17 protein-coding genes are annotated in these 17,854 nt (G+C 59.3%); 12 read left to right on the plus strand and 5 right to left on the minus strand.

The window, feature by feature from the left end; genetic code table 11:
* Positions 1-7 precede the first annotated feature (7 nt).
* Positions 8-721, minus strand: a complete 714-nt coding sequence (locus tag H6650_15275; GenBank protein MCB8953367.1) for a serine/threonine-protein phosphatase — start codon at positions 719-721, stop codon at positions 8-10.
* A gap of 401 nt (positions 722-1,122) precedes the next feature.
* Between H6650_15275 and H6650_15280 the strand changes: the two genes are divergently transcribed.
* From H6650_15280 to H6650_15320, 9 genes are all read left to right on the plus strand, one after another.
* A complete protein-coding gene (locus H6650_15280; protein ID MCB8953368.1) occupies positions 1,123-1,848 on the plus strand; it encodes a PocR ligand-binding domain-containing protein in 726 nt (241 codons plus the stop codon).
* 135 nt (positions 1,849-1,983) lie between these two features.
* Complete coding sequence (locus H6650_15285; GenBank protein MCB8953369.1) at positions 1,984-3,216, plus strand: NAD(P)/FAD-dependent oxidoreductase; 1,233 nt, start codon at positions 1,984-1,986, stop codon at positions 3,214-3,216.
* Positions 3,217-3,226: 10 nt separating this feature from the next.
* Entirely contained in the window at positions 3,227-3,889 is a 663-nt protein-coding gene (locus tag H6650_15290; protein ID MCB8953370.1) for a DUF1641 domain-containing protein, read from the plus strand.
* Positions 3,890-4,026: 137 nt separating this feature from the next.
* Positions 4,027-4,341 carry a TusE/DsrC/DsvC family sulfur relay protein gene (locus H6650_15295; GenBank protein ID MCB8953371.1) on the plus strand — a complete coding sequence of 105 codons (315 nt, stop codon included), beginning with the start codon at positions 4,027-4,029 and terminating at the stop codon, positions 4,339-4,341.
* 64 nt (positions 4,342-4,405) lie between these two features.
* Positions 4,406-4,888, plus strand: coding sequence for a DsrE/DsrF/DrsH-like family protein (locus tag H6650_15300; GenBank protein MCB8953372.1), 483 nt, complete (start codon positions 4,406-4,408; stop codon positions 4,886-4,888).
* A gap of 279 nt (positions 4,889-5,167) precedes the next feature.
* Complete coding sequence (locus H6650_15305) at positions 5,168-7,600, plus strand: PD40 domain-containing protein (GenBank protein ID MCB8953373.1); 2,433 nt, start codon at positions 5,168-5,170, stop codon at positions 7,598-7,600.
* A 98-nt stretch (positions 7,601-7,698) separates the two neighbouring features.
* The gene (locus tag H6650_15310; protein MCB8953374.1) at positions 7,699-8,703 is read left to right on the plus strand and encodes a flippase-like domain-containing protein; all 1,005 of its coding nucleotides are present in this window, start codon (positions 7,699-7,701) and stop codon (positions 8,701-8,703) included.
* Positions 8,700-10,004 carry an NAD(P)/FAD-dependent oxidoreductase gene (locus tag H6650_15315; GenBank protein ID MCB8953375.1) on the plus strand — a complete coding sequence of 435 codons (1,305 nt, stop codon included), beginning with the start codon at positions 8,700-8,702 and terminating at the stop codon, positions 10,002-10,004. Before H6650_15310 ends, H6650_15315 begins: the two co-directional genes overlap by 4 nt.
* A gap of 199 nt (positions 10,005-10,203) precedes the next feature.
* Positions 10,204-11,646 (plus strand): UDP-glucose/GDP-mannose dehydrogenase family protein, encoded by a 1,443-nt coding sequence (locus H6650_15320; protein MCB8953376.1) that lies wholly within the window; start codon positions 10,204-10,206, stop codon positions 11,644-11,646.
* Between the two features lie 227 nt (positions 11,647-11,873).
* On the opposite strand, the gene H6650_15325 is transcribed toward H6650_15320, so the two are convergent.
* The 3 genes from H6650_15325 to H6650_15335 all read right to left on the minus strand — a co-directional run bounded on the left by H6650_15325 (position 11,874) and on the right by H6650_15335 (position 14,933).
* Complete coding sequence (locus H6650_15325) at positions 11,874-12,677, minus strand: ABC transporter permease (protein MCB8953377.1); 804 nt, start codon at positions 12,675-12,677, stop codon at positions 11,874-11,876.
* Between the two features lie 9 nt (positions 12,678-12,686).
* Positions 12,687-13,679, minus strand: a complete 993-nt coding sequence (locus H6650_15330) for an ABC transporter ATP-binding protein (GenBank protein MCB8953378.1) — start codon at positions 13,677-13,679, stop codon at positions 12,687-12,689.
* Positions 13,680-13,805: 126 nt separating this feature from the next.
* The gene (locus tag H6650_15335) at positions 13,806-14,933 is read right to left on the minus strand and encodes an aminotransferase class I/II-fold pyridoxal phosphate-dependent enzyme (GenBank protein ID MCB8953379.1); all 1,128 of its coding nucleotides are present in this window, start codon (positions 14,931-14,933) and stop codon (positions 13,806-13,808) included.
* A gap of 18 nt (positions 14,934-14,951) precedes the next feature.
* Here H6650_15335 and H6650_15340 point away from each other — a divergent pair, with 18 nt between their 5' ends.
* A complete protein-coding gene (locus H6650_15340; protein MCB8953380.1) occupies positions 14,952-15,860 on the plus strand; it encodes a carbohydrate kinase family protein in 909 nt (302 codons plus the stop codon).
* 185 nt (positions 15,861-16,045) lie between these two features.
* The gene (gene mscL, locus H6650_15345) at positions 16,046-16,459 is read left to right on the plus strand and encodes a large conductance mechanosensitive channel protein MscL (GenBank protein MCB8953381.1); all 414 of its coding nucleotides are present in this window, start codon (positions 16,046-16,048) and stop codon (positions 16,457-16,459) included.
* Positions 16,460-16,556: 97 nt separating this feature from the next.
* Here the strand turns inward: mscL and H6650_15350 are convergent, their stop codons facing one another.
* Positions 16,557-16,979, minus strand: a complete 423-nt coding sequence (locus H6650_15350) for a hypothetical protein (GenBank protein ID MCB8953382.1) — start codon at positions 16,977-16,979, stop codon at positions 16,557-16,559.
* A 133-nt stretch (positions 16,980-17,112) separates the two neighbouring features.
* Here H6650_15350 and H6650_15355 point away from each other — a divergent pair, with 133 nt between their 5' ends.
* Positions 17,113-17,808, plus strand: coding sequence for an endonuclease III (locus H6650_15355; GenBank protein ID MCB8953383.1), 696 nt, complete (start codon positions 17,113-17,115; stop codon positions 17,806-17,808).
* Positions 17,809-17,854 lie beyond the last annotated feature (46 nt).

The raw sequence follows: 17,854 nt of genomic DNA on the forward strand, positions 1-17,854 counted from the left end.
ACCCCTTTTATACCCGCAGCGGTAGGTTGCCGCTCAATCGTCGCACTTCGTTCGGCGGCGTCTCGCGTACAGAGACCACCATCACACTGATGTCGTCGTTGGGTCGCCCTTGCGCCAGCCCCATCGCCTCGTCCAGCAGGATGTTGGCGATACGCTGCGCGTCGTACACTTGCTCCGTGAGCAGGCGGCGGAAGACGGCGGTTACGTCGAAGGTGGTGGTTCCGCTGATTCTGCCGGCATGACGCAGCCCATCCGTAAACGCCACCACCACCGTTCCCAGCTCAATGGGCACTTCCGTGATCACCGGTTTGGTGTTGCGATGCACCCCCACCGCCTCCGATGGCGCGTTCAGTTCCACCACGCCCTTGTGGGGCGTGTGCAGCAACACCGGCGCTTCATTGTTGCGCGAAATCACAATCGTGCGCGAATGGGTGTCAATAGAGACGATATTCAGCGTGGCGCTGACCTTGCCCCCGCGATAGGTGAACAGGTAATCGTGCGCCGCCCGCGCCGCCGCGCCATCCCGCACCCCCTCCGCCAGCAGTTGAATGGCTTTCCGCGCCACCACGTTGCTGATTAGCTTTGCCGCCCGCCCACTGCGCTGCCCATCCACCAGCACCAACGACAACCCCCCATGCGGGCGCTCGATCATTTCCAATGTGTCGCCGCTTTCGCTGGTAGCATATTTGTTGATTTTTGCCACGCCGAATTGTACGTTCATACCTGTCTTATCCTCCGGCGCGGTGCGCCCTCAGAGAACATGTCGCCTGACCTGTATTGTAATGAACCTGCCCTATTTTGGCATCTTGCCCACAAACGCCCAGGTAGCAACGCCTAACTCCCCAAATCCGTCATAACGTCCGTTCAGGGCATGGGTGATTTTGGCCTGGCGGCTTCAGCCGACCCCCGTGAGGGGTTTGACCCGGCTAAAACCTCGACGCCGAGCACCCTCCGACCTGAGACCCGTTGCCCACTGTGCATATGCACAATCCGCATCATCTGCATTATCCGCATCCGATGACATTTGTCATGCCTGATCGTGCATTTTGTCACTCCTGTTCGGCAATAGATGCGCGTATGATTGCGGCGTAAGTGAAATTTATCACAAAGTAGGCAAACGTGATGACCGACATGCTAACCGCGAAAGAAGTGCAATCTATCCTCCAGGTGGACCGTTCTACTGTTTACCGCATGGCTGAAGATGGACGACTACCGGCCATCAAGGTAGGTCGCCAGTGGCGTTTTCCTGTGGACCAGATGGAAAGTTGGCTGGCGGGCCAGGCGATTGCGCCGCCCGTGGCGGCCATGTCCGCACGTCGCGCCGCCCCGCTGCGGACTTTGCTCCCGCTGGCGTGTGTGCAGTTGATTCAGGACACCTTTGCCACCGCGCTAGACGTGATGGTGATCATCACAGACATGGATGGCAACCCGGTGACGACGTTTAGCAACGAGTGTGGTCTTTTCCAGGCCGTGCGCGGGGCTTCCCCATTGTTGTGGCCGAAGTGTATGACGCACTGGCGGGAGATGGCCGGCACACTCAACCTGGAGCCGTGCTTGTCCGCCAGCTATTTGGGTTTGCTCTGTGCGCGCGCGCTCGTCCGGGTGGACGCGGCACTTGCCGGTATGGTTTTCATAGGCGGGATTGCACCGCGGGATTGGCCGCCATCTCCAGAACAGATCGAGGCGATAGCCGCGGACCTGGAAATCGCACCGTCGCTATTCCGGGCGCACCTGGCCGATGTGTTTTACAAGGACGAGGCGCAGCAAAAAAAGCTTCTGTCCCTGACGCAGCAGATGGCGAATATCGTCTCGCACATTATCAAAGAGCGAGCAATGCCGGTGTCGTAATGCTCGTTTGTCTGTAACTGCTAAGCCAGATTGGACCGATTTTCTCTGGTGAATATGGCCGTTGAGCGCGTGTAATTGGTCCAATCTCCAGTGAGCGTTAGTAGTTACGTTGTCTTTTGAAGGAGTACACCTGACATGAAGAAACTGCTTATTTTGGGGGCCGGAACTGCCGGCACAATGATTGCCAACAAGCTCCACCCCCTCCTCAGCCGCGACGAATGGAAAATCACCCTCGTTGATCAAAACGAAACGCATTACTATCAGCCGGGCTTCCTCTTCATTCCCTTTGGCATCTACGGTGAGAACGATGTCATCAAACCCAAGCGAGATTACATCCCCCCCGGCGTCGAACTTATCGTTTCCCCTATCGAATTGATCGAACCCACGGAAAACCGTGTGCGCATCAGTAAGGATAACCGCTACCTCTATTACGACTATCTGATCATCGCCACGGGCACGCACCCGCGTCCTGACCAGACGCCGGGTCTAACCGGACCGGCGTGGCGACAAAGCATTTTTGATTTTTACACGCTTGATGGCGCGGTGGCCCTGGCGAAAAAACTGCGCACCTGGGATGGTGGTCGCCTTGTCCTGAGCATCATGGAGCTTCCCTTTAAGTGCCCCGTGGCTCCGCTGGAGTTCATCTTCCTGGCGGATTGGTTCTTCCATGAGCGCGGCATCCGCGACAAAGTGGAATTGACTCTGGTGACGCCGTTGCCGGGCGCGTTTACCAAACCACGTGCGGCCCAACTCTTGGGCAACATGCTGGAAGAGAAAAACATTCACATTGTGCCTGAGTTTTATACGGAACATGTGGACGCGGCGCAGCAGAAGCTCGTTTCCTATGATGAGCAGGAAGTCCCCTATGACCTGCTGATTACGATTCCCGTCAACATGGGAACCGAGGTCATTGCCGCCTCTGGGTTGGGCGATGAGTTGAATCATGTGCCTGTAGACAAGCACACGTTTCTCTCCACGCAGTACGACAATATCTTCGCCATTGGCGACGCCGCCAATTTGCCGACGTCCAAAGCCGGCTCCGTAGCCCATTTCGCCGCCGAGGTCTTCACGGAAAACTTCTTGCGCTATATCGAAGGGCAAGAGATGACGGCTAAATTCGACGGGCACGCCAACTGTTTTATTGAGTCAGGCTTTGGTAAGGGTATTCTGATTGACTTCAACTACGATGTTGAGCCGCTGCCGGGTAAGTTTCCGCTCCCTGGTATTGGCCCCTTCTCTTTGCTGCAGGAGTCAGAAGTAAACCATTGGGGCAAGGTTATGTTCCGCTGGATGTACTGGAACTTGCTACTGAAAGGCAAAGAGATGGGTATCACGTCCCAGATGACGATGGCGGGCAAGTGGAGCTAGGAGGCGCGAGATGGATGCAACGGTGCTGGAATTAAACCAGAAAATTGACGCGCTCACGGCTCAAGTTGCTTTTCTTACCGAAGAGGCGCGGCAGCAGCAGCGACGGCGGCAGGAGTGGGATGAACTGAAGAACGATCTGACGCCCGTCTTCACGGATGTATACCAGTTGTCGGTGCGACAGATGGATGAAGTGGAAAGCTACGTGCAGTTGGAGGATATGCTGCGCTTACTGAAGCGGCTGATGCGTAATACGCGCAACCTGGAGCGCATGTTGGACCAGTTTGAGAGTTTCGCGGCGCTGTGGGAGGATGTGAATCCGTTGACGCAGCAGGCGTTCCTGACGGCGATGAATCGCCTGGAGACGTTGGAAAACGCCGGGTATTTCACTTTTATGCGCGAGGGGATGGACGTTGTAGACAAAGTTGTCACTTCTTTTACCGCGGACGACGTGCGACAACTTGGTGACAACGTGGTTCTGATTTTGCGGACCGTGAAGGAAATGACCCAACCAGAGATTATGAATATGGTGCGCAACACGGCGACAGCGATCCGTGAAGAGGAACCGCAAGAGTCCGTCTCTATGTTTAGCATCCTGCGCCAGCTCAATGATCCCGCGGTGAAGCGGGGATTGGCCAAGACACTGACCGTGCTACGCACGGTATCGGAAAATTAGCAACGAAACGTAACTACTAACGCTCTCTGGAGATTGGACCAGTTTCAGGCGCTGAATGGTCATTTTCACCAGAGAAAATGGGTCCAATCTGACCTAGCAGTTACAACGAAACACGCTTTTTGGAGGTAACAAAGATCATGACAGTTCGCACAATTGCCGGCAAAAGCATCAACTTCGGCGATGATGGTTTCATGGACAATTTCAACCAGTGGGATCCCAGCGTGGCGGAAGCGTTAGCTGCGGAAATAGGCATTACCCTCACCGAAGACCATTGGAAAGTCATCGAGTTCTGCCGTTCCGATTTCGTCGTACAAGGGGATGCCCCCACCATTCGCCGCATCACCACCGTGGGCGGCGTTCCTACCAAGCAACTCTATCAACTATTTCCCAAAGGTCCGGGCAAGAAAGTTGCCTACATTGCCGGCCTGAAGAAACCGACAGGCTGCATCTAAAACCTTCCCGGAAGCCGTGAGCTTCGAGGAAGGCGACGATCCATGGTAACGAAGGAGATACTCCATGTTTGAGGACACCGACCGTAAAATCTGTATCATTTGCTCCAAAGGCACGTTGGACATGGCCTATCCGGGCCTGGTGCTGGCAAACGCTGCTTTGATGGAAGGCATTGACGTGACCATGTTCTTCACCTTTTGGGGATTGGACATGATCAACAAGCGGAAAATGAACCATCTCAAGTTTGTGCCCATTGGTAACCCCAGCATGCCCATTCCTAATGCCATTGGCGGGTTGCCCGGCATGACGAACGTGGCCACGGCTATGATGAAGCGGGAAATCCACAAGCTCGATTTTCCCGACGTAGAAGAATTCCTGGAGATGATCAACGATGCCGGCGGTAAACTGTACGCCTGTAAGATGTCCGTGGATATGTTCCACGACATGCACATGATGGATGAAGATGACATCTATGAGCGTGTTGAGGGGGTAGTGGGGGCCACGGACTTTATGGAAATGAGTGAGGGCGCGCAAATCATTTTCATCTAGCCGCGGGTAGTTCTGGGGGGAGTCAAGGACCAGGTTTCCCTGCGGGAGACCTGGTCCTTTTTGGGGAAAATGGGGGCGTGGCGCATTCGGGGAGCTTGTGCCGGTTTACTTGGTGATCTCTTTCCAGTATAATCGGTTGACGTAATGTTGCGTTGTCGTGATAGGTTGCGGCAATGGCAAAGACATCACAGTTGAATCCTCGTTCCTACCACTCTGGTCGCCCAGGCGTTAAGAGTTATCATTACCCACCTACTCGTGTTCGGTAAAGGAGAAATTCCCATGAAGCGTTCCGCGATTGTTTCGCGCTCTTTGCTTGTCCTGGCGCTATGTGGCTTGTTGGTCGTGATGGTTGCCTGTCGCAATACGGTAGAACCGTCGTCGGACGCGATGATGACGGTGGAGGATCAGGTGGGGGGGGCGGGGGATGCCGGCATTTCCCCCGAAAACCCACCCATTACCGACCTGCCGCTGGACATCGCCCCCGCCATGCAAACCGGCAGCCCCGCCGTCCTGCCCGCCCCGCTTTACTACCTCAATCCGGGCGGACAAATCATGCGCCTGGAGCGAGACGGCGTGACCAGTATGCCGGTGACGGATGATGCGCATGTTCAGGCGTATGACGTCTCTCCTGACGGTAAGACGCTGGCCTATGTAGTGGACAACAACCTGATATTGTTCGACGTCAACAGCGGCGCGCGCACGGTGCGTATTGCCGGTGGCAATTTTGCCCCCGATGATTACGCCAGCCAGGCGACGAAAACGATCACGTCGCCCCGGTTCTCGCCTGATGGCACGCAAATCGCTTTTGGCATGGGGGGAATCAACATCGCCGGCCTCACGCCCGACTCTCCCCTAACCCTGATCCAGCCCAGCGACCCCTATCCCGACTTTTCCACGGAATCGAAGCAGCCCTTGAGCGGTCCAGTCCGCTTCTTCTCGAGGGCGGAGTGGTCGCCCGATGGCACCCGCCTGCTCATTTCTTTTGGCTACTTCCCGGAAGGGGGCGGGTTGGCGGTGAAAGACCTGGAGAGCGGCGCGTTGACGATGGTGGAAAATGGGGGCATCTACTGCTGCGATCTGGCCTGGATGGGGGACGCCACGGCCTTGATCGGCAGCAATCTGATGGTTTATGCGATGCCCGGATTGGCGCAGGTGGACACGAAAACGGGCGCGGGCATGACGCTGATTGCCGGATATGATGAGGCGGGAGCCAGCCCGGAGACGCCGGTGCAACTGGTGCGCGCGCCTTTCCAGGCTGACGATGGTTCGGTGTATGCGTTCGTGGGGGAGCAGTATGGGGGAGATTTTTCGCAGGTGTGGTATCAATTGCGGCGGATGGATGATGCCGGCATTTTCACCCCCATCACCCCCGCCCTCTACCAACTCCCCGGTGACGTCCAGTGGATCAGCGGCGGCAGCGGCCTCGTCTTCGTCAACCCCCTCGACCCCCTCGTCCAGGCCACCAGTTCCAACTACCCCCTGAACAACAGCATGACCTGGCTCCCCAGCCGCGGTGATGGCGCGCTGCTCCTCCCCGTCGTCGGACACGAACCCCGCTGGGGCGGCCCGCCGCAAGAGACCCACGTCCCCGATGCCGCCGCCATAGCCGACCTGAAGGCGAAAGCCGCCGCCGACTTTGGCATCCAGCCGGAAACACAAGGCATCGGCGTCAACCAACTCACCACCGACGGTAGCCGCATCCTGTTCGTTGCTTTCTCCACGGGTATGCACAGTTTCGATCCACTCGTCAACCATCAGGTTGCCATTTACGCTTACGACAACGGCTGGCAAGAACTCGCCCGCCACGAATTGAGCAACGACGACCCCGCCGTCAATGGCCTGTCCCCGGATTACGTCGGCGAGACAAGCGTGAAGCAGGTGATGGTTGAACCGGGCCGCATCTGGCTTGCACTGGACGGCGGCGTGGGCGCGCACAGCGGCGTCTTCCTCCTATTGAATTTCGACGGCGCATCGCTGACCACGGTCACGGGCAACTTCAACGCCAGCCCCGACGCCGGCCATGTCGCCGACATCAACGGGGATGGCCTGGGGGAGGTGCTGCTGAACCTGAGTGAACCGTACGTTTTCTACTACGCGGCGGGCGTACGCCTGGTCCAATACGCCATTTTGCATTGGGACGGAACCCAACTCGTCCCCGTGCAGCTTTCGGCGCTGCCAGATACAGTTGCGCCGGATGTGCGCGAGCTGAACAAGCGGGCGATCACTTTTGCCGAAGCGGGGCTGTGGAAAGACGCCCAGGCGGCCATCGCGGAGGCGGGCGGCATGGCCGCGGACAATCAGATGGTGGCCTGGAATGCGGCGTTTATCAACTACAATGGGGATGCGCGACGTATGGCCGGCATGGTCGGCGATCCCTATCCGCTGCTGACCTACGTTTTCTATGGCGACTACGAGACGGCCGTCAGCGTCATGCGCGGCTATAGCGCAGATCGGTTGTTTAGCGATGCGTCCCCGCTGGTGGTGGGCACGGTGGCGGAGGGAATGGCGGCGGAACTGGGGCAGATGTTGGTGATGAATGCCGGCAGCGCCCTCACTGTCCTCCCCGATCTGGCCCCCGCCTACTTCATCCGCGCCTGGGGCAGCTACCTCCTCGACTCCGCCGACCCCACGATCAAGGCTGACCTGCAAAAAGCGGTGGAACTGGCCCCGGACGACGCCCTCTACGCTGAAGCCCTCGCCATGTGGCCGTAGCGCGTTGCGCCTCCGCGCGGTGGCGCGTGTATATGAAATAACTCGCATGACCACCTTCCTGGAAGCTAACAGCTTCCAGGAAGGTTTAGGATTTCCGCTTGAAGAAACTACAACTGCTGCTGGGCGTGGGCATCAGCGCCCTTTTTTTATGGCGCGCTCTGGGCGGGCTGCAACTGGGCGCGGTCTGGCAAGATATTCGTGGCGCCAATTATTGGTGGCTCATCCCCAGCGTTCTCACTTACTTCGTGGCCGTTTGGGCGCGCACCTGGCGTTGGGACTACATGCTGCGCCCGCTGAAGCGCATCTCCCTGCGCCGCCTTTTTCCCGTCGTCGTCATTGGCTACATGGGCAACAACGTTTACCCGTTTCGCGCCGGCGAACTGTTGCGCGCCTATGTGCTGCGGCAGCGGGAGAGCGTGCCCGTGAGCGCCAGCCTGGCGACGGTGATTGTGGAGCGCGTTTTCGATGGGTTGGTGATGCTGGTGTTTGTGTTTGTGGCCCTGCCGATTGCGCCGCTGCCCAGCGACGAGATTCGCGGCCTGGTGGTGATCGCCAGCGTTGCTTTTTTCGCGGCGTTGCTGGTTTTCTTCGCGCTGGCGGCGATGCCGGGGCGGGCTTTCCAGGTGATTCATTGGGTGGTGACGCGCATCATGCCGGCACGCATCCGCCCCCCGCTCCTCGATTTCACCCGCCGCTTCCTCGATGGCCTGGAATCGCTGCGCAGTTTCCGCAACGTCGTCATGATCTTCCTCACTTCCGTCGTCATCTGGCTCCTGGAAACCGTCAAGTACTGGTTTGTCATGCACGCCTTCGACTTCCAGGTCAGCTTCTTCGCCCTCATGCTCATGAACGGCGTCGTCAACCTGGCGACCACGCTGCCCTCCGCCCCCGGCTACATTGGCACATTTGACACCCCCGGCATCGAAGTCCTCAAACTCTACAACGTCCCCGCCGTCGTCGCCACCGCCTACACCCTCGTCTTGCACGCCGCCTTGTGGCTGCCCATCACCCTGCTCGGCCTCGTCTACATGCTGCGCGAAGGCTTGAGTTGGGCCGATTTTGGTCGCGCCGTGCGCGTGGCCGAAGGGGAGGGGCGCGCATGAACGTGGGCATCGTGGGCGCGGGGCTTGCCGGCCTCTCCGCCGCTTATGACCTCCTTAATGCCGATCACGCCGTCACCCTTTATGAGGCCGGCGACCACGCCGGCGGTCTCGCCGCCGGCTTCCGCGATCCCGCCTGGGATTGGCATCTGGAGCAGTTTTACCACCACATTTTCGAGTCCGACCAGGAGATGATTCGCCTGGTCGAAGAGCTGGGCATCCGCGACAAGCTCTTTTTTCCCCGTCCCATCACTTCCTTCTACTACGAGGGCCGCATTTACCCGTTCGATTCCCTCTTGCGCATCATGCGCTATCCCGCCCTGGACCCTTTTGCCTTCTTCCGCTTCGGCGCGGTCACGGCTTTCCTGCGCTATACGCGATTCTGGCGCAACCTGGAAAAATACACCGCCGATGAATGGATGACGCGCTGGTATGGGCGCAAGGCGTATAATGCCACCTGGCGGCCTGCCCTGATCAACAAATTTGGCCCCTACTACCAGGACGTGACGATGGCCTGGATGTGGGCCAGGTTGGTGGCGCGCAGCTTTCGCCTCGGCTCCTTTGAGGGGGGGTTCCAGACGCTCGTTGACGCGCTGACGGATGCGGTGCGCGGGCGCGGCGGCGAAATCCGCTTTAACTGCCCGGTGCGGGCCATCACGCCGCAAGGGGATGGGCGGCTATCGCTGCAATTCGCCGGGGGCGAGGCGGTTCATGACCAATGCCTGGCGACGACTTCCCCCGCACTGCTGGCGCGATTGGCTCCCGCGCTGCCGCCGGATTACCTGGGCAAGTTGTTGCAGTTGAAGAGCCTGGGTGCGGTGGTGCTGGTGTTGGCGCTGCGCCGGCAGTTGCTCACGGACGGGACTTACTGGTTGAACATTCCCGCGTCGTCGCCGAACAAGGCGGAAAATGAGATTCCCTTCCTGGCGCTGGTGGAGCATACCAACTATCTGGATCGCGCCCACTATGGCGGCGACCACATTGTTTACTGTGGCGACTATGTGGTGCCGGACCATGCGTATATGACGACGCCGGCATCTGATCTCGAAACCCTCTTCACCAGTTACCTGCCGCGCTTCAATCCCGCCTTCCGCCCCGATTGGGTGCGGCGAAGCTGGGTGTTCCGTGCACCCTATGCCCAACCCGTGCCCACGGTAAACCATTCGCAAAACATCCCCGCCATCCAGACGCCGGTTGCCGGTCTTTATTATGCCGGCATGAGCCAGGTGTACCCATGGGATCGCGGCACAAATTTCGCGGTGGAGATTGGCCGCCGTGCGGCGCGGATCATGTTGGGGGGATGAGGGGAAATGCCGGCACGACGCTTGAACTTCCCGCCGATCTAGGCAATAATGCCATACAGAAAACAGTTGTAACTGCCAGGGACTGACGATGCAATTCCGTACGTTATTTCATCGTCAGTCCTAACCACATTTTTGCGGATGCACATGCCATCCGCGTTTTTCCGCGTTAATCCGCGTCCTATTTCTAAAGGAGCAAATCATGAAAATAATCGTCATCGGAACGGGCTACGTGGGACTGCCCCACGCGGCCATCTGCGCCGAATACGGCCATGAAGTCATTGCCTACGACATTGACGAAGAAAAAATCGCCGCCTACCAGACGGGCGAACGCGAGGAAATCGAGCGTTTTGTCAACGAACCCGGCCTGGTCAGCGCCATCAATGAAAGCCTGGGGCGCTACCTCTTCTTCACCACCGACCTGGCCTCGGTGATTGAAGGCACGGATGTCATCTTCCTCTGCCTGCCCACGCCGCCCAAGTGGGACGGCTCCACCGACCTCAGCTACTACATGAACGCCGCCCACACCCTGGCCGATCTGTTGGCGCACCGCCAGAACAAGAAGCGGGTGGTAGTCGTGAACAAGAGCACGGTGCCGATCGGCACGGCGCGGCTGTTGGAGCAGGTTTTTCAGGAGCACGAGGTGGAAAACGCAGGCGTGGCCTCCAACCCGGAATTCCTGCCGCAAGGGAATGCCGTCGAAGCCTCCCGCCGCCCTGACCGCGTGGTCGTGGGCGCGGATTCCGACGTTGACCACAAGATTCTGCGCCGCGTCTACTCGCAATACGTCAATCACGTGCGCATCCGCTACCTGGAAACGACGCCAGAAACGGCGGAGGCCATCAAGTACATGGCGAACACGCTGCTGTTGACCTACATCTCTTTCTGGAATGGGGTAGGGGCGCGCCTGGCGGAGACGTTTGGTAACATCCGCATGGAAGACCTGAAGGTGGGCGTGACCGCCGATGCCCGTATCAGCACCTGGGGGTCCTACGTGAGCAACGGCGCGGGCGGAAGTTGCTTTGGCAAGGATATTCAGTCACTCATTTACCAATTGAATCGCGCGGGCCGCTCCACCGATTTGCTGCAAGCGGTCTACAATATCAACGAGTTCCAGAAGTTCTATCTGATTGATCGTGCCGTGCAGGAAGCCGGCTTCAACTTCAACCAGAAGACGGTGGCCTTGTTGGGAATGGCCTTCAAGAAGCGCACGAACGATATGCGCGACTCGGCGGCGCTGAAGGCGGTGGAAGGATTGCTGGCGCGGGGCGTCACGTCGATACGGGCGTATGACCCGCTGGCGATGGCGGATGCGCAGCGGTACTGGTTCAACCCGGAGCGCAACCATCTGTTTAGCCGTATCTCTTATTTTGACTCGGCGCAGGAGGCAATTGCCGGCAGCGACGCAGCCTTCATCTCTACCGATTGGGAAGAGTTCCGCGGCCTGACGCACACGTTCATGGAAACCGTATCGCCCCCCTTCCTGGTCATTGACGGGCGGCGCATGATCCCCGATTTCGACGTTCTCGTGGACAACGGGTACGATTACCTGCCCGTGGGCGGCGTGCTCCTGCGCGGCCAGGCGGGCGGTCCCGCGGCCAACGGCCAGTACACGGAGTTGATGACGCCCCACGTTATCTCCTAGCCGTTCCCCGTTAAGGATGCATTCTTAGATTGGACCAATTTTCTCTTGTGAAATTGGTCCAATCTAGCTTGGCCGTTACTCTTGATTAACCGTAACTATTCACGTCTCCGAGAGATTGGACCAATTTTGTAGACATCAATAAGATTCAACCAGAGCAAATTGGTCCAATCTGGGCAGATGACCTGTATAGTCACGATTAACCTTACAGTTTCCGGGAAGATCGTCGTTTAATAATGCGTAAGCGTTCCTTCCAGGCGGGCGCGTTCCACGGCCAGGCGGAAAATGAGCAGGGACAGGGGGAACAAGACGACGCAGAACCCGGCCAGCGTTAACAGATTCGGTCGCAGTTCCGCCCAGCCCGCGCCTTTGAGCAGCGCCAGCCGCATCACGTCTACGGCGTAGGTGACGGGCAGCAGCCGGGAGATGGCTTGCAGCCAGCCGGGGAGGACGGTGATGGGGAAGTAGATGCCGCCGAGTAAGGTGGCCAGTTGGGTGAGGATGGCCGTGACCGGATCGCCCCGTTTGATGACCGTGATAATGCCGGCAGCCATTATCCCCAAACTCGCAAAAGCCATAATCGACAACGCCAGCCCCACGAGGCCCCCTACCACATTCGCGTGCGTGAAGCGCACGCCCAACAGCACCCCCAGCAGCAGATAAACAAACACCCGCAGCGTGGCGTAGGCATATCCCCACACCGCCGAGCCGACCACGATACCCGGCAGCGGCGCGGGCGTCATGATCATTGCCTCCAGCGTGCCCGTGTTCTGCGCCTGGCGCAGCCCGCGCGAAAAACTGTTCAGCCCCACCGTAAAATAGCCGTTGAAGGCAATGCCAATCAAGACGAACGAGAAGTAATCGGTGTTGTATTCCGCCAATGCGGGGATGGTCCGCGCATCCACGAGCTGCGCCAGGAAATAAAACGTGAACGCGCCGAAGATGACGCTGAACAGGCTCATGAAGAAGGAGAGGCGGTAGCTCGTCTCCTCCACAAAATCCCGCTCCAAAAAGGCCCACAGCAGCCGCAGCATCTTGTTTCGCTAACCTCCCGCCGCTTCCTGCGTATCCTGGGTGTAGTGCGCGAACACTTCTTCCAGCGTAGGCGGCTGCCCTTCAATGCCGAGGATGGTCACGTTGTGCTGCCGTAAGGTGTCCAGCAGCCGGTTGAGGCTGCCGTCTGCTTCGCCGGCGTGGAAGCGCAGCAGGGTGTGGTCGCCGCTTTGCTCCAGGGTAAGATCGGTGACTGTTTGCGCGAGGGTGGGGGGGAGATGTGCCGGCATTTCGTCCACGCGCGCCACATATTGCCAATGGGGCTGCAACTGCCGCCGCAGCATTCGCGGGCTACCCACCGCGCGCACCTCCCCCTGGTGCATCACCGCCACCCGCTGGCAAAGCGTTTCCGCTTCCGCCAGATCATGCGTAATCAAGAAAACCGTCACCCCCTGCTCCGCCACCAACTGCCGAACCAGCGCGTGCAACCGCTGCGTCGCCACCGGGTCCAGGCTGCGGCTCGGTTCATCCAAAAAAAGAATACGCGGCTGATGCAGCAAGGCACGCGCGATAGCCAGCCGCTGCTTCATCCCCGTCGAATAATTGCTGAAACGAATGTCCGCCCGCGACCGCAGATCAACCGCGGTCAGCACCTCCTCAATACGTTGCGTGGCCGCCGCGCCATGCAACCCGTGCATGGCCGCGAAGAAGCGCAAATTGCGCCGCCCGGAAAGCCGCCAATAAAAGCTGCGTTCATCCGTCACCACCAGCCCCACGGCGGCGCGAATCGCCCGCGGCTCGTCCAAAGAGCAGCCGGCCACGCGGGCGCCGCCGCTGTTGGGCAGGATCAGCGTACACAGCATCTTTACCAGGGTTGTTTTGCCGGCGCCATTTGGCCCCAACAAACCAAACACCTCCCCCGGCGGCACTTGCAGCGTCACATCCCGCACCGCCGTCACGCGCGGGCGGCGCGCCACCCGCCGCCACCCCTGGGGCTGGTCGAAAATCTTCGTTAGAGCGTCGGTCTCAATAGCAAATTCCATGCGCTTCCATACGGTACTGGACACCGGCGTTTTTGGGGTGGCGGCTTCAGCCGACCCACCTATGGCGGTTTGACCCGGCTGGCTAATTCGCCGAATTGACGCGAGAGGGCAGGACCCCGTCCCTTCCTACTGTGCTTGCGCGAGATAGGCGTCATACTGCGCCAGGTTCGCGCCAAAGTTGTGGCGACCGAGGCCAAAGCGCACGAATCGGTCGTCGGCTCCCAGGAACGGACCCGGCAGCAACAGAATGCCCTGCTCGCGCGCCAACCGCTCGCAGTAAGCCGTGGTTGAGGGGACGGCCATCTCCACCAGGGCCACGGAGCCGGCTTGTGGTGGTCGCCAGGTGAACAGGTCGGTCCAGCGGGCGAAAAACGTCCGCGCCAGCGCCAGATTTTGGGCGATAATGGCCCGATTGCGGGCGATAAGGGGGGCGCGCGCCCGCAGCGCCGCCGTCGCCAGAAATTCAGATGGAGCCGGCGGGCAGATGGTCGTGTAATGTTTCCAGTTGATTAGCTGCTCGCGCAGCGCCGCGTTCCGCACCACCAGCCAGCCGCTGCGCAGCCCTGGCAGGCCATGTACTTTGGACAGCCCGGCCAGTACAATGGCCTGCTCATACAAATCCGCCGCCGATGGCAGCATGGGCGTGCCGGCATTTTCCAGGCCGCGGTACATTTCGTCGCAAAACAGCCAGATGCCACGCTCGCGCGCCATCTCAACAAGCGCGTGGAACTGCGCCGCATCGGGCAGCAGGCCGGTGGGGTTATGGGGGAAATTGACGATGAGCAGGCGGGTTTGCGGCGTCAGCAGGCGGGCCAGATCGTCCAGATCGAGCCGCCAGCTGGTGGGCGTGGGCCGGATGGGCCACGGCTTGAGCGGAGCCGGTTGTACGATATGCGCCGCCAGGTGGCGCAGCGAGTCATAAGCCGGGGTGAGGGCGATAACTTCGTCGCCGGGTTGCAGCAGGGCGCGCATGGTCAGGTAGATGCCCTCTTCCGGCGCGCCGAGAACGACGATGTCCGCCGCGCCGATGGTCTCGTAGGTGGCGGCGATCTCCCGGCGCAGCGCCGGATGCCCCTGTGATTCCGTGTATCCCAGGTGCAAACGCCCCAACGCAGACGCGGGAATATCCGCGAGGGCCAGCAGTTCGCCCACCGTCATGCTCTCGCAGTCGGAAGCGCACAGCAGGTAGGGCGTGGTAAACTCGTAGCGAGCGAAGAATTGTTCTGTGGCAAAGGGGGGGATTGGTGTCGTCATGGGTGAACAGGATGTTTTATGAGTCGGATGGCGGTTTGTGGATTGATTAACGTGGAAACGACGCTGCGCGTGGAAGGGTTTCCCCTTGATTACAGCCCCGTGCGGTATCCCTTCTTTGGCATTGACAGCAGCGTGTCTGGCGTGGGCTACAATCTGGCCCTGGCGCTGACGACGCTGGGGGACGAGGTGCGTTTGTTCTCCTTGATCGGGGCAGACCAGGCCGGCTTCCTCGTGCGCCGGGTGCTGCAACAGCAGGAGATCGCGGATGCTAACGTACTTGATCGGGATACGCCCACGGCGCAGTCCGTCGTTCTCTATGACGCCAATGGACGGCGCATGATCTTCACCGATTTGAAGGCGATGCAGGAGCAAGTCTATCCGACAGCCCCTTTCATTGCCAGTTTGCCGGGTTGCGAATTGGCCGTTCTTTGCAATATCAATTTTGCGCGTCCCTTGTTGGCGTTGGCGCGCGCGGCGGGCGTGCCCGTGGCCACGGATGTTCATGCGATTCACGATCTGGAGGATGACTATAATCGGGATTATATGGCGGCGGCGAACATTTTGTTTATGAGCCACGAACGCCTCCCTTGCGCCCCGGAGGCGTGGGCGCGGCGGGTGCTGGCGCGTTATGGGCCGGATATTTTGGTGATCGGTTTGGGGGCGGCGGGGGCGCTGCTGGCGGTGGCGGCGGATAATTATGTGGGGCGGGTTCCGGCGGTTGCTGTGCGTCCGGTGGTCAGCACGGTGGGCGCGGGGGATGCGCTTTTTGCCAGTTTTTGTCACTTTTATGGGCGAGATGGTGATCCGTATGGGGCGCTGCGGCGGGCTGTGGTTTTCGCGGGGCATAAGATTGGGGCGAGGGGCGGGGCGGCGGGGTTTTTGACGGAGCCGGCCCTTAATTTACTTTTTAAGCAAGATGGGGGATAATGCCGGCATCTAGCCGCTATGGGAGAAGCACCGGCACAACGTAACAGTCGTCTATCGGAGAAGGCGAGTTAGAAACTCGCCCTACAGGAAAAATTCGAAGGAGACAACATCTTCCCGGAAGTTGCTCCCCAGGGCCATCATCCGTGACGAAGCTTCCGGGAAGATCATTTTCAGAGGAGCACACCATGTTAAAAGAATTCCGTGATTTTGCCATGCGTGGCAACCTGTTGGACCTGGCTTTTGCCGTTATATTGGGAGCCGCGTTTGGTCCTATCATCGCTTCTTTGGTCAATGACATTGTCATGCCCCCCATTGGCTTACTCCTGGGTGGCGTGGACTTCGCCAACCTGTTCATCGTTCTCAAGGGCGGCACGTTTGCCACCCTGGCGGACGCCCAGGCCGCCGGCGCCGTCACAATCAACTATGGCCTGTTCATCAACGCGATAATCAATTTCCTGATCGTGGCCTTTGTGGTTTTCTTGATTGTGCGCCAGGTGAATCGCAGCAAGAAGCAGGAAGAAGCAGCCCCACCCGCGCCGCCGGAACCCAGCGCCGAGGAAAAACTGCTGGCGGAAATCCGCGATCTGCTGAAGAAATAGCGCTAGAAATTATGCCATCCAGCCGTCCCGCGTGACCGGGGCGATAGGAGGACCAGGGGCGCGACATGCCGGCAACGGGTGTCGCGCCTGTTTCGTTTCAGCGATAGAGCCGGGCGACCGAGGCACGCAGGTCGGCGTAGATGGGGTGGAGGCAAATGATGATGTTCGCCAGGCGCGCGCCCAGGGCCGCCTGGTAGGCGGGAGTCAGGCTTTGCGCGGGATAAATCTCGTAAATCTTTGTCCAGCCCCGATCCCACATTTCGGCTTCCACGCTTTCCCCTAGAGTGCTCTTAATCTCAAACAGGTGGCGGCGGAACCCTTGCAGCAGAAAACGATTCAATGCTTTGTCTTTGGCTTCGCAGTGGAGGCCTAATTCCCACCCCTGGTGGCGCTGGGCGGGTGATATTTCGTAGTGCAGGGCCGGCTCGCCAAAGTGAAACTGAATCAGCCAGCGCCACGGCTGCCGCGATTGGATGGATTGCAGAGATGCCGGCAACTTCGGCACCACCACCTCAGGCATACTTTGAAGAAACTTGGTCCGCGATAATTCGGTCATAGGAGTGGCGAGTGGCGAGTGGCGAGTGGCGAGTGGCGAGTGGCGAGTGGCGAGTTCGCGCGCAAACTCGCATACCCGCAAACTCCCATTATAGCGGATGTTCGTTATAATCCGAGATGTGATGAACCAGGAAGAAGTCTTGCGCGCAAAATATGATGAGGTCTATCGGCTGCTGCTGGCTGCTTATGGCGAACACCGCTGGCGACAGCACCTGCCGCCCGTGGATGAGCTTGTTTGTACGATTTTGTCGCAGGCGACGTCGGATACCAACCGGGACAAGGGGTTTACGGGGCTACGGCAACGGTTTCCTGATTGGGAAGCAGTGATGTGGGCAGAAGAGGAAGAGGTCGTGGCGGCGATAATGCCGGCAGGTCTGGCCCGCCAGAAAGCCCCCCGCATCCAAAACGCCCTGCGCCACATTCACCGCACGCGCGGCGCGCTCACCCTTGACTTCCTCGCCGAGCTGCCCCTGCCAGAGGCCCAGGCGTGGCTCACGCGCATCAAAGGCATTGGCCCGAAGACTGCCGCCATCGTTCTTCTGTTCGCCTTTGGCCGCCCCACCTTTCCCGTCGATACGCACGTTCACCGTATTCTCCGGCGGGTGGGACTAATTGACCCCCGTACTTCGGCTGACAAGGCGCACGAAATCATGGAAAATAGGGGGCGTCCCAAGACGTTTTACACGATGCATCTCAACTTGATCCGGCATGGACGCGAGGTGTGTCAGGCGCGGTCGCCCAAATGCGCCACCTGCCCGCTGCAATCCTGTTGTGATTATTTCCCGGCTCAGTAGCTTCCAGTTCCGCGTCGTGGTACAGTTTCACGAGGCGACATCCTTG

It is taken from the genome of Ardenticatenales bacterium, from assembly GCA_020634515.1.
Classification (GTDB): Bacteria; Chloroflexota; Anaerolineae; order Promineifilales; family Promineifilaceae; genus JAGVTM01.

Excerpts from the sequence above, each read along its gene's own strand:
- H6650_15340 (MCB8953380.1), top strand. The coding sequence starts at position 14,952 with ATGAGTCGGATGGCGGTTTGTGGATTGATTAACGTGGAAACGACGCTG.
- H6650_15280 (MCB8953368.1), top strand. The coding sequence starts at position 1,123 with ATGACCGACATGCTAACCGCGAAAGAAGTGCAATCTATCCTCCAGGTG.
- H6650_15315 (MCB8953375.1), top strand. The coding sequence starts at position 8,700 with ATGAACGTGGGCATCGTGGGCGCGGGGCTTGCCGGCCTCTCCGCCGCT.
- H6650_15305 (MCB8953373.1), top strand. The coding sequence starts at position 5,168 with ATGAAGCGTTCCGCGATTGTTTCGCGCTCTTTGCTTGTCCTGGCGCTA.
- H6650_15330 (MCB8953378.1), bottom strand. The coding sequence starts at position 13,679 with ATGGAATTTGCTATTGAGACCGACGCTCTAACGAAGATTTTCGACCAG.
- H6650_15325 (MCB8953377.1), bottom strand. The coding sequence starts at position 12,677 with ATGCTGCGGCTGCTGTGGGCCTTTTTGGAGCGGGATTTTGTGGAGGAG.
- H6650_15350 (MCB8953382.1), bottom strand. The coding sequence starts at position 16,979 with ATGCCTGAGGTGGTGGTGCCGAAGTTGCCGGCATCTCTGCAATCCATC.
- H6650_15320 (MCB8953376.1), top strand. The coding sequence starts at position 10,204 with ATGAAAATAATCGTCATCGGAACGGGCTACGTGGGACTGCCCCACGCG.
- H6650_15285 (MCB8953369.1), top strand. The coding sequence starts at position 1,984 with ATGAAGAAACTGCTTATTTTGGGGGCCGGAACTGCCGGCACAATGATT.
- H6650_15295 (MCB8953371.1), top strand. The coding sequence starts at position 4,027 with ATGACAGTTCGCACAATTGCCGGCAAAAGCATCAACTTCGGCGATGAT.
- H6650_15300 (MCB8953372.1), top strand. The coding sequence starts at position 4,406 with ATGTTTGAGGACACCGACCGTAAAATCTGTATCATTTGCTCCAAAGGC.
- H6650_15290 (MCB8953370.1), top strand. The coding sequence starts at position 3,227 with ATGGATGCAACGGTGCTGGAATTAAACCAGAAAATTGACGCGCTCACG.
- H6650_15335 (MCB8953379.1), bottom strand. The coding sequence starts at position 14,933 with ATGACGACACCAATCCCCCCCTTTGCCACAGAACAATTCTTCGCTCGC.
- H6650_15355 (MCB8953383.1), top strand. The coding sequence starts at position 17,113 with ATGTTCGTTATAATCCGAGATGTGATGAACCAGGAAGAAGTCTTGCGC.
- H6650_15275 (MCB8953367.1), bottom strand. The coding sequence starts at position 721 with ATGAACGTACAATTCGGCGTGGCAAAAATCAACAAATATGCTACCAGC.
- mscL (MCB8953381.1), top strand. The coding sequence starts at position 16,046 with ATGTTAAAAGAATTCCGTGATTTTGCCATGCGTGGCAACCTGTTGGAC.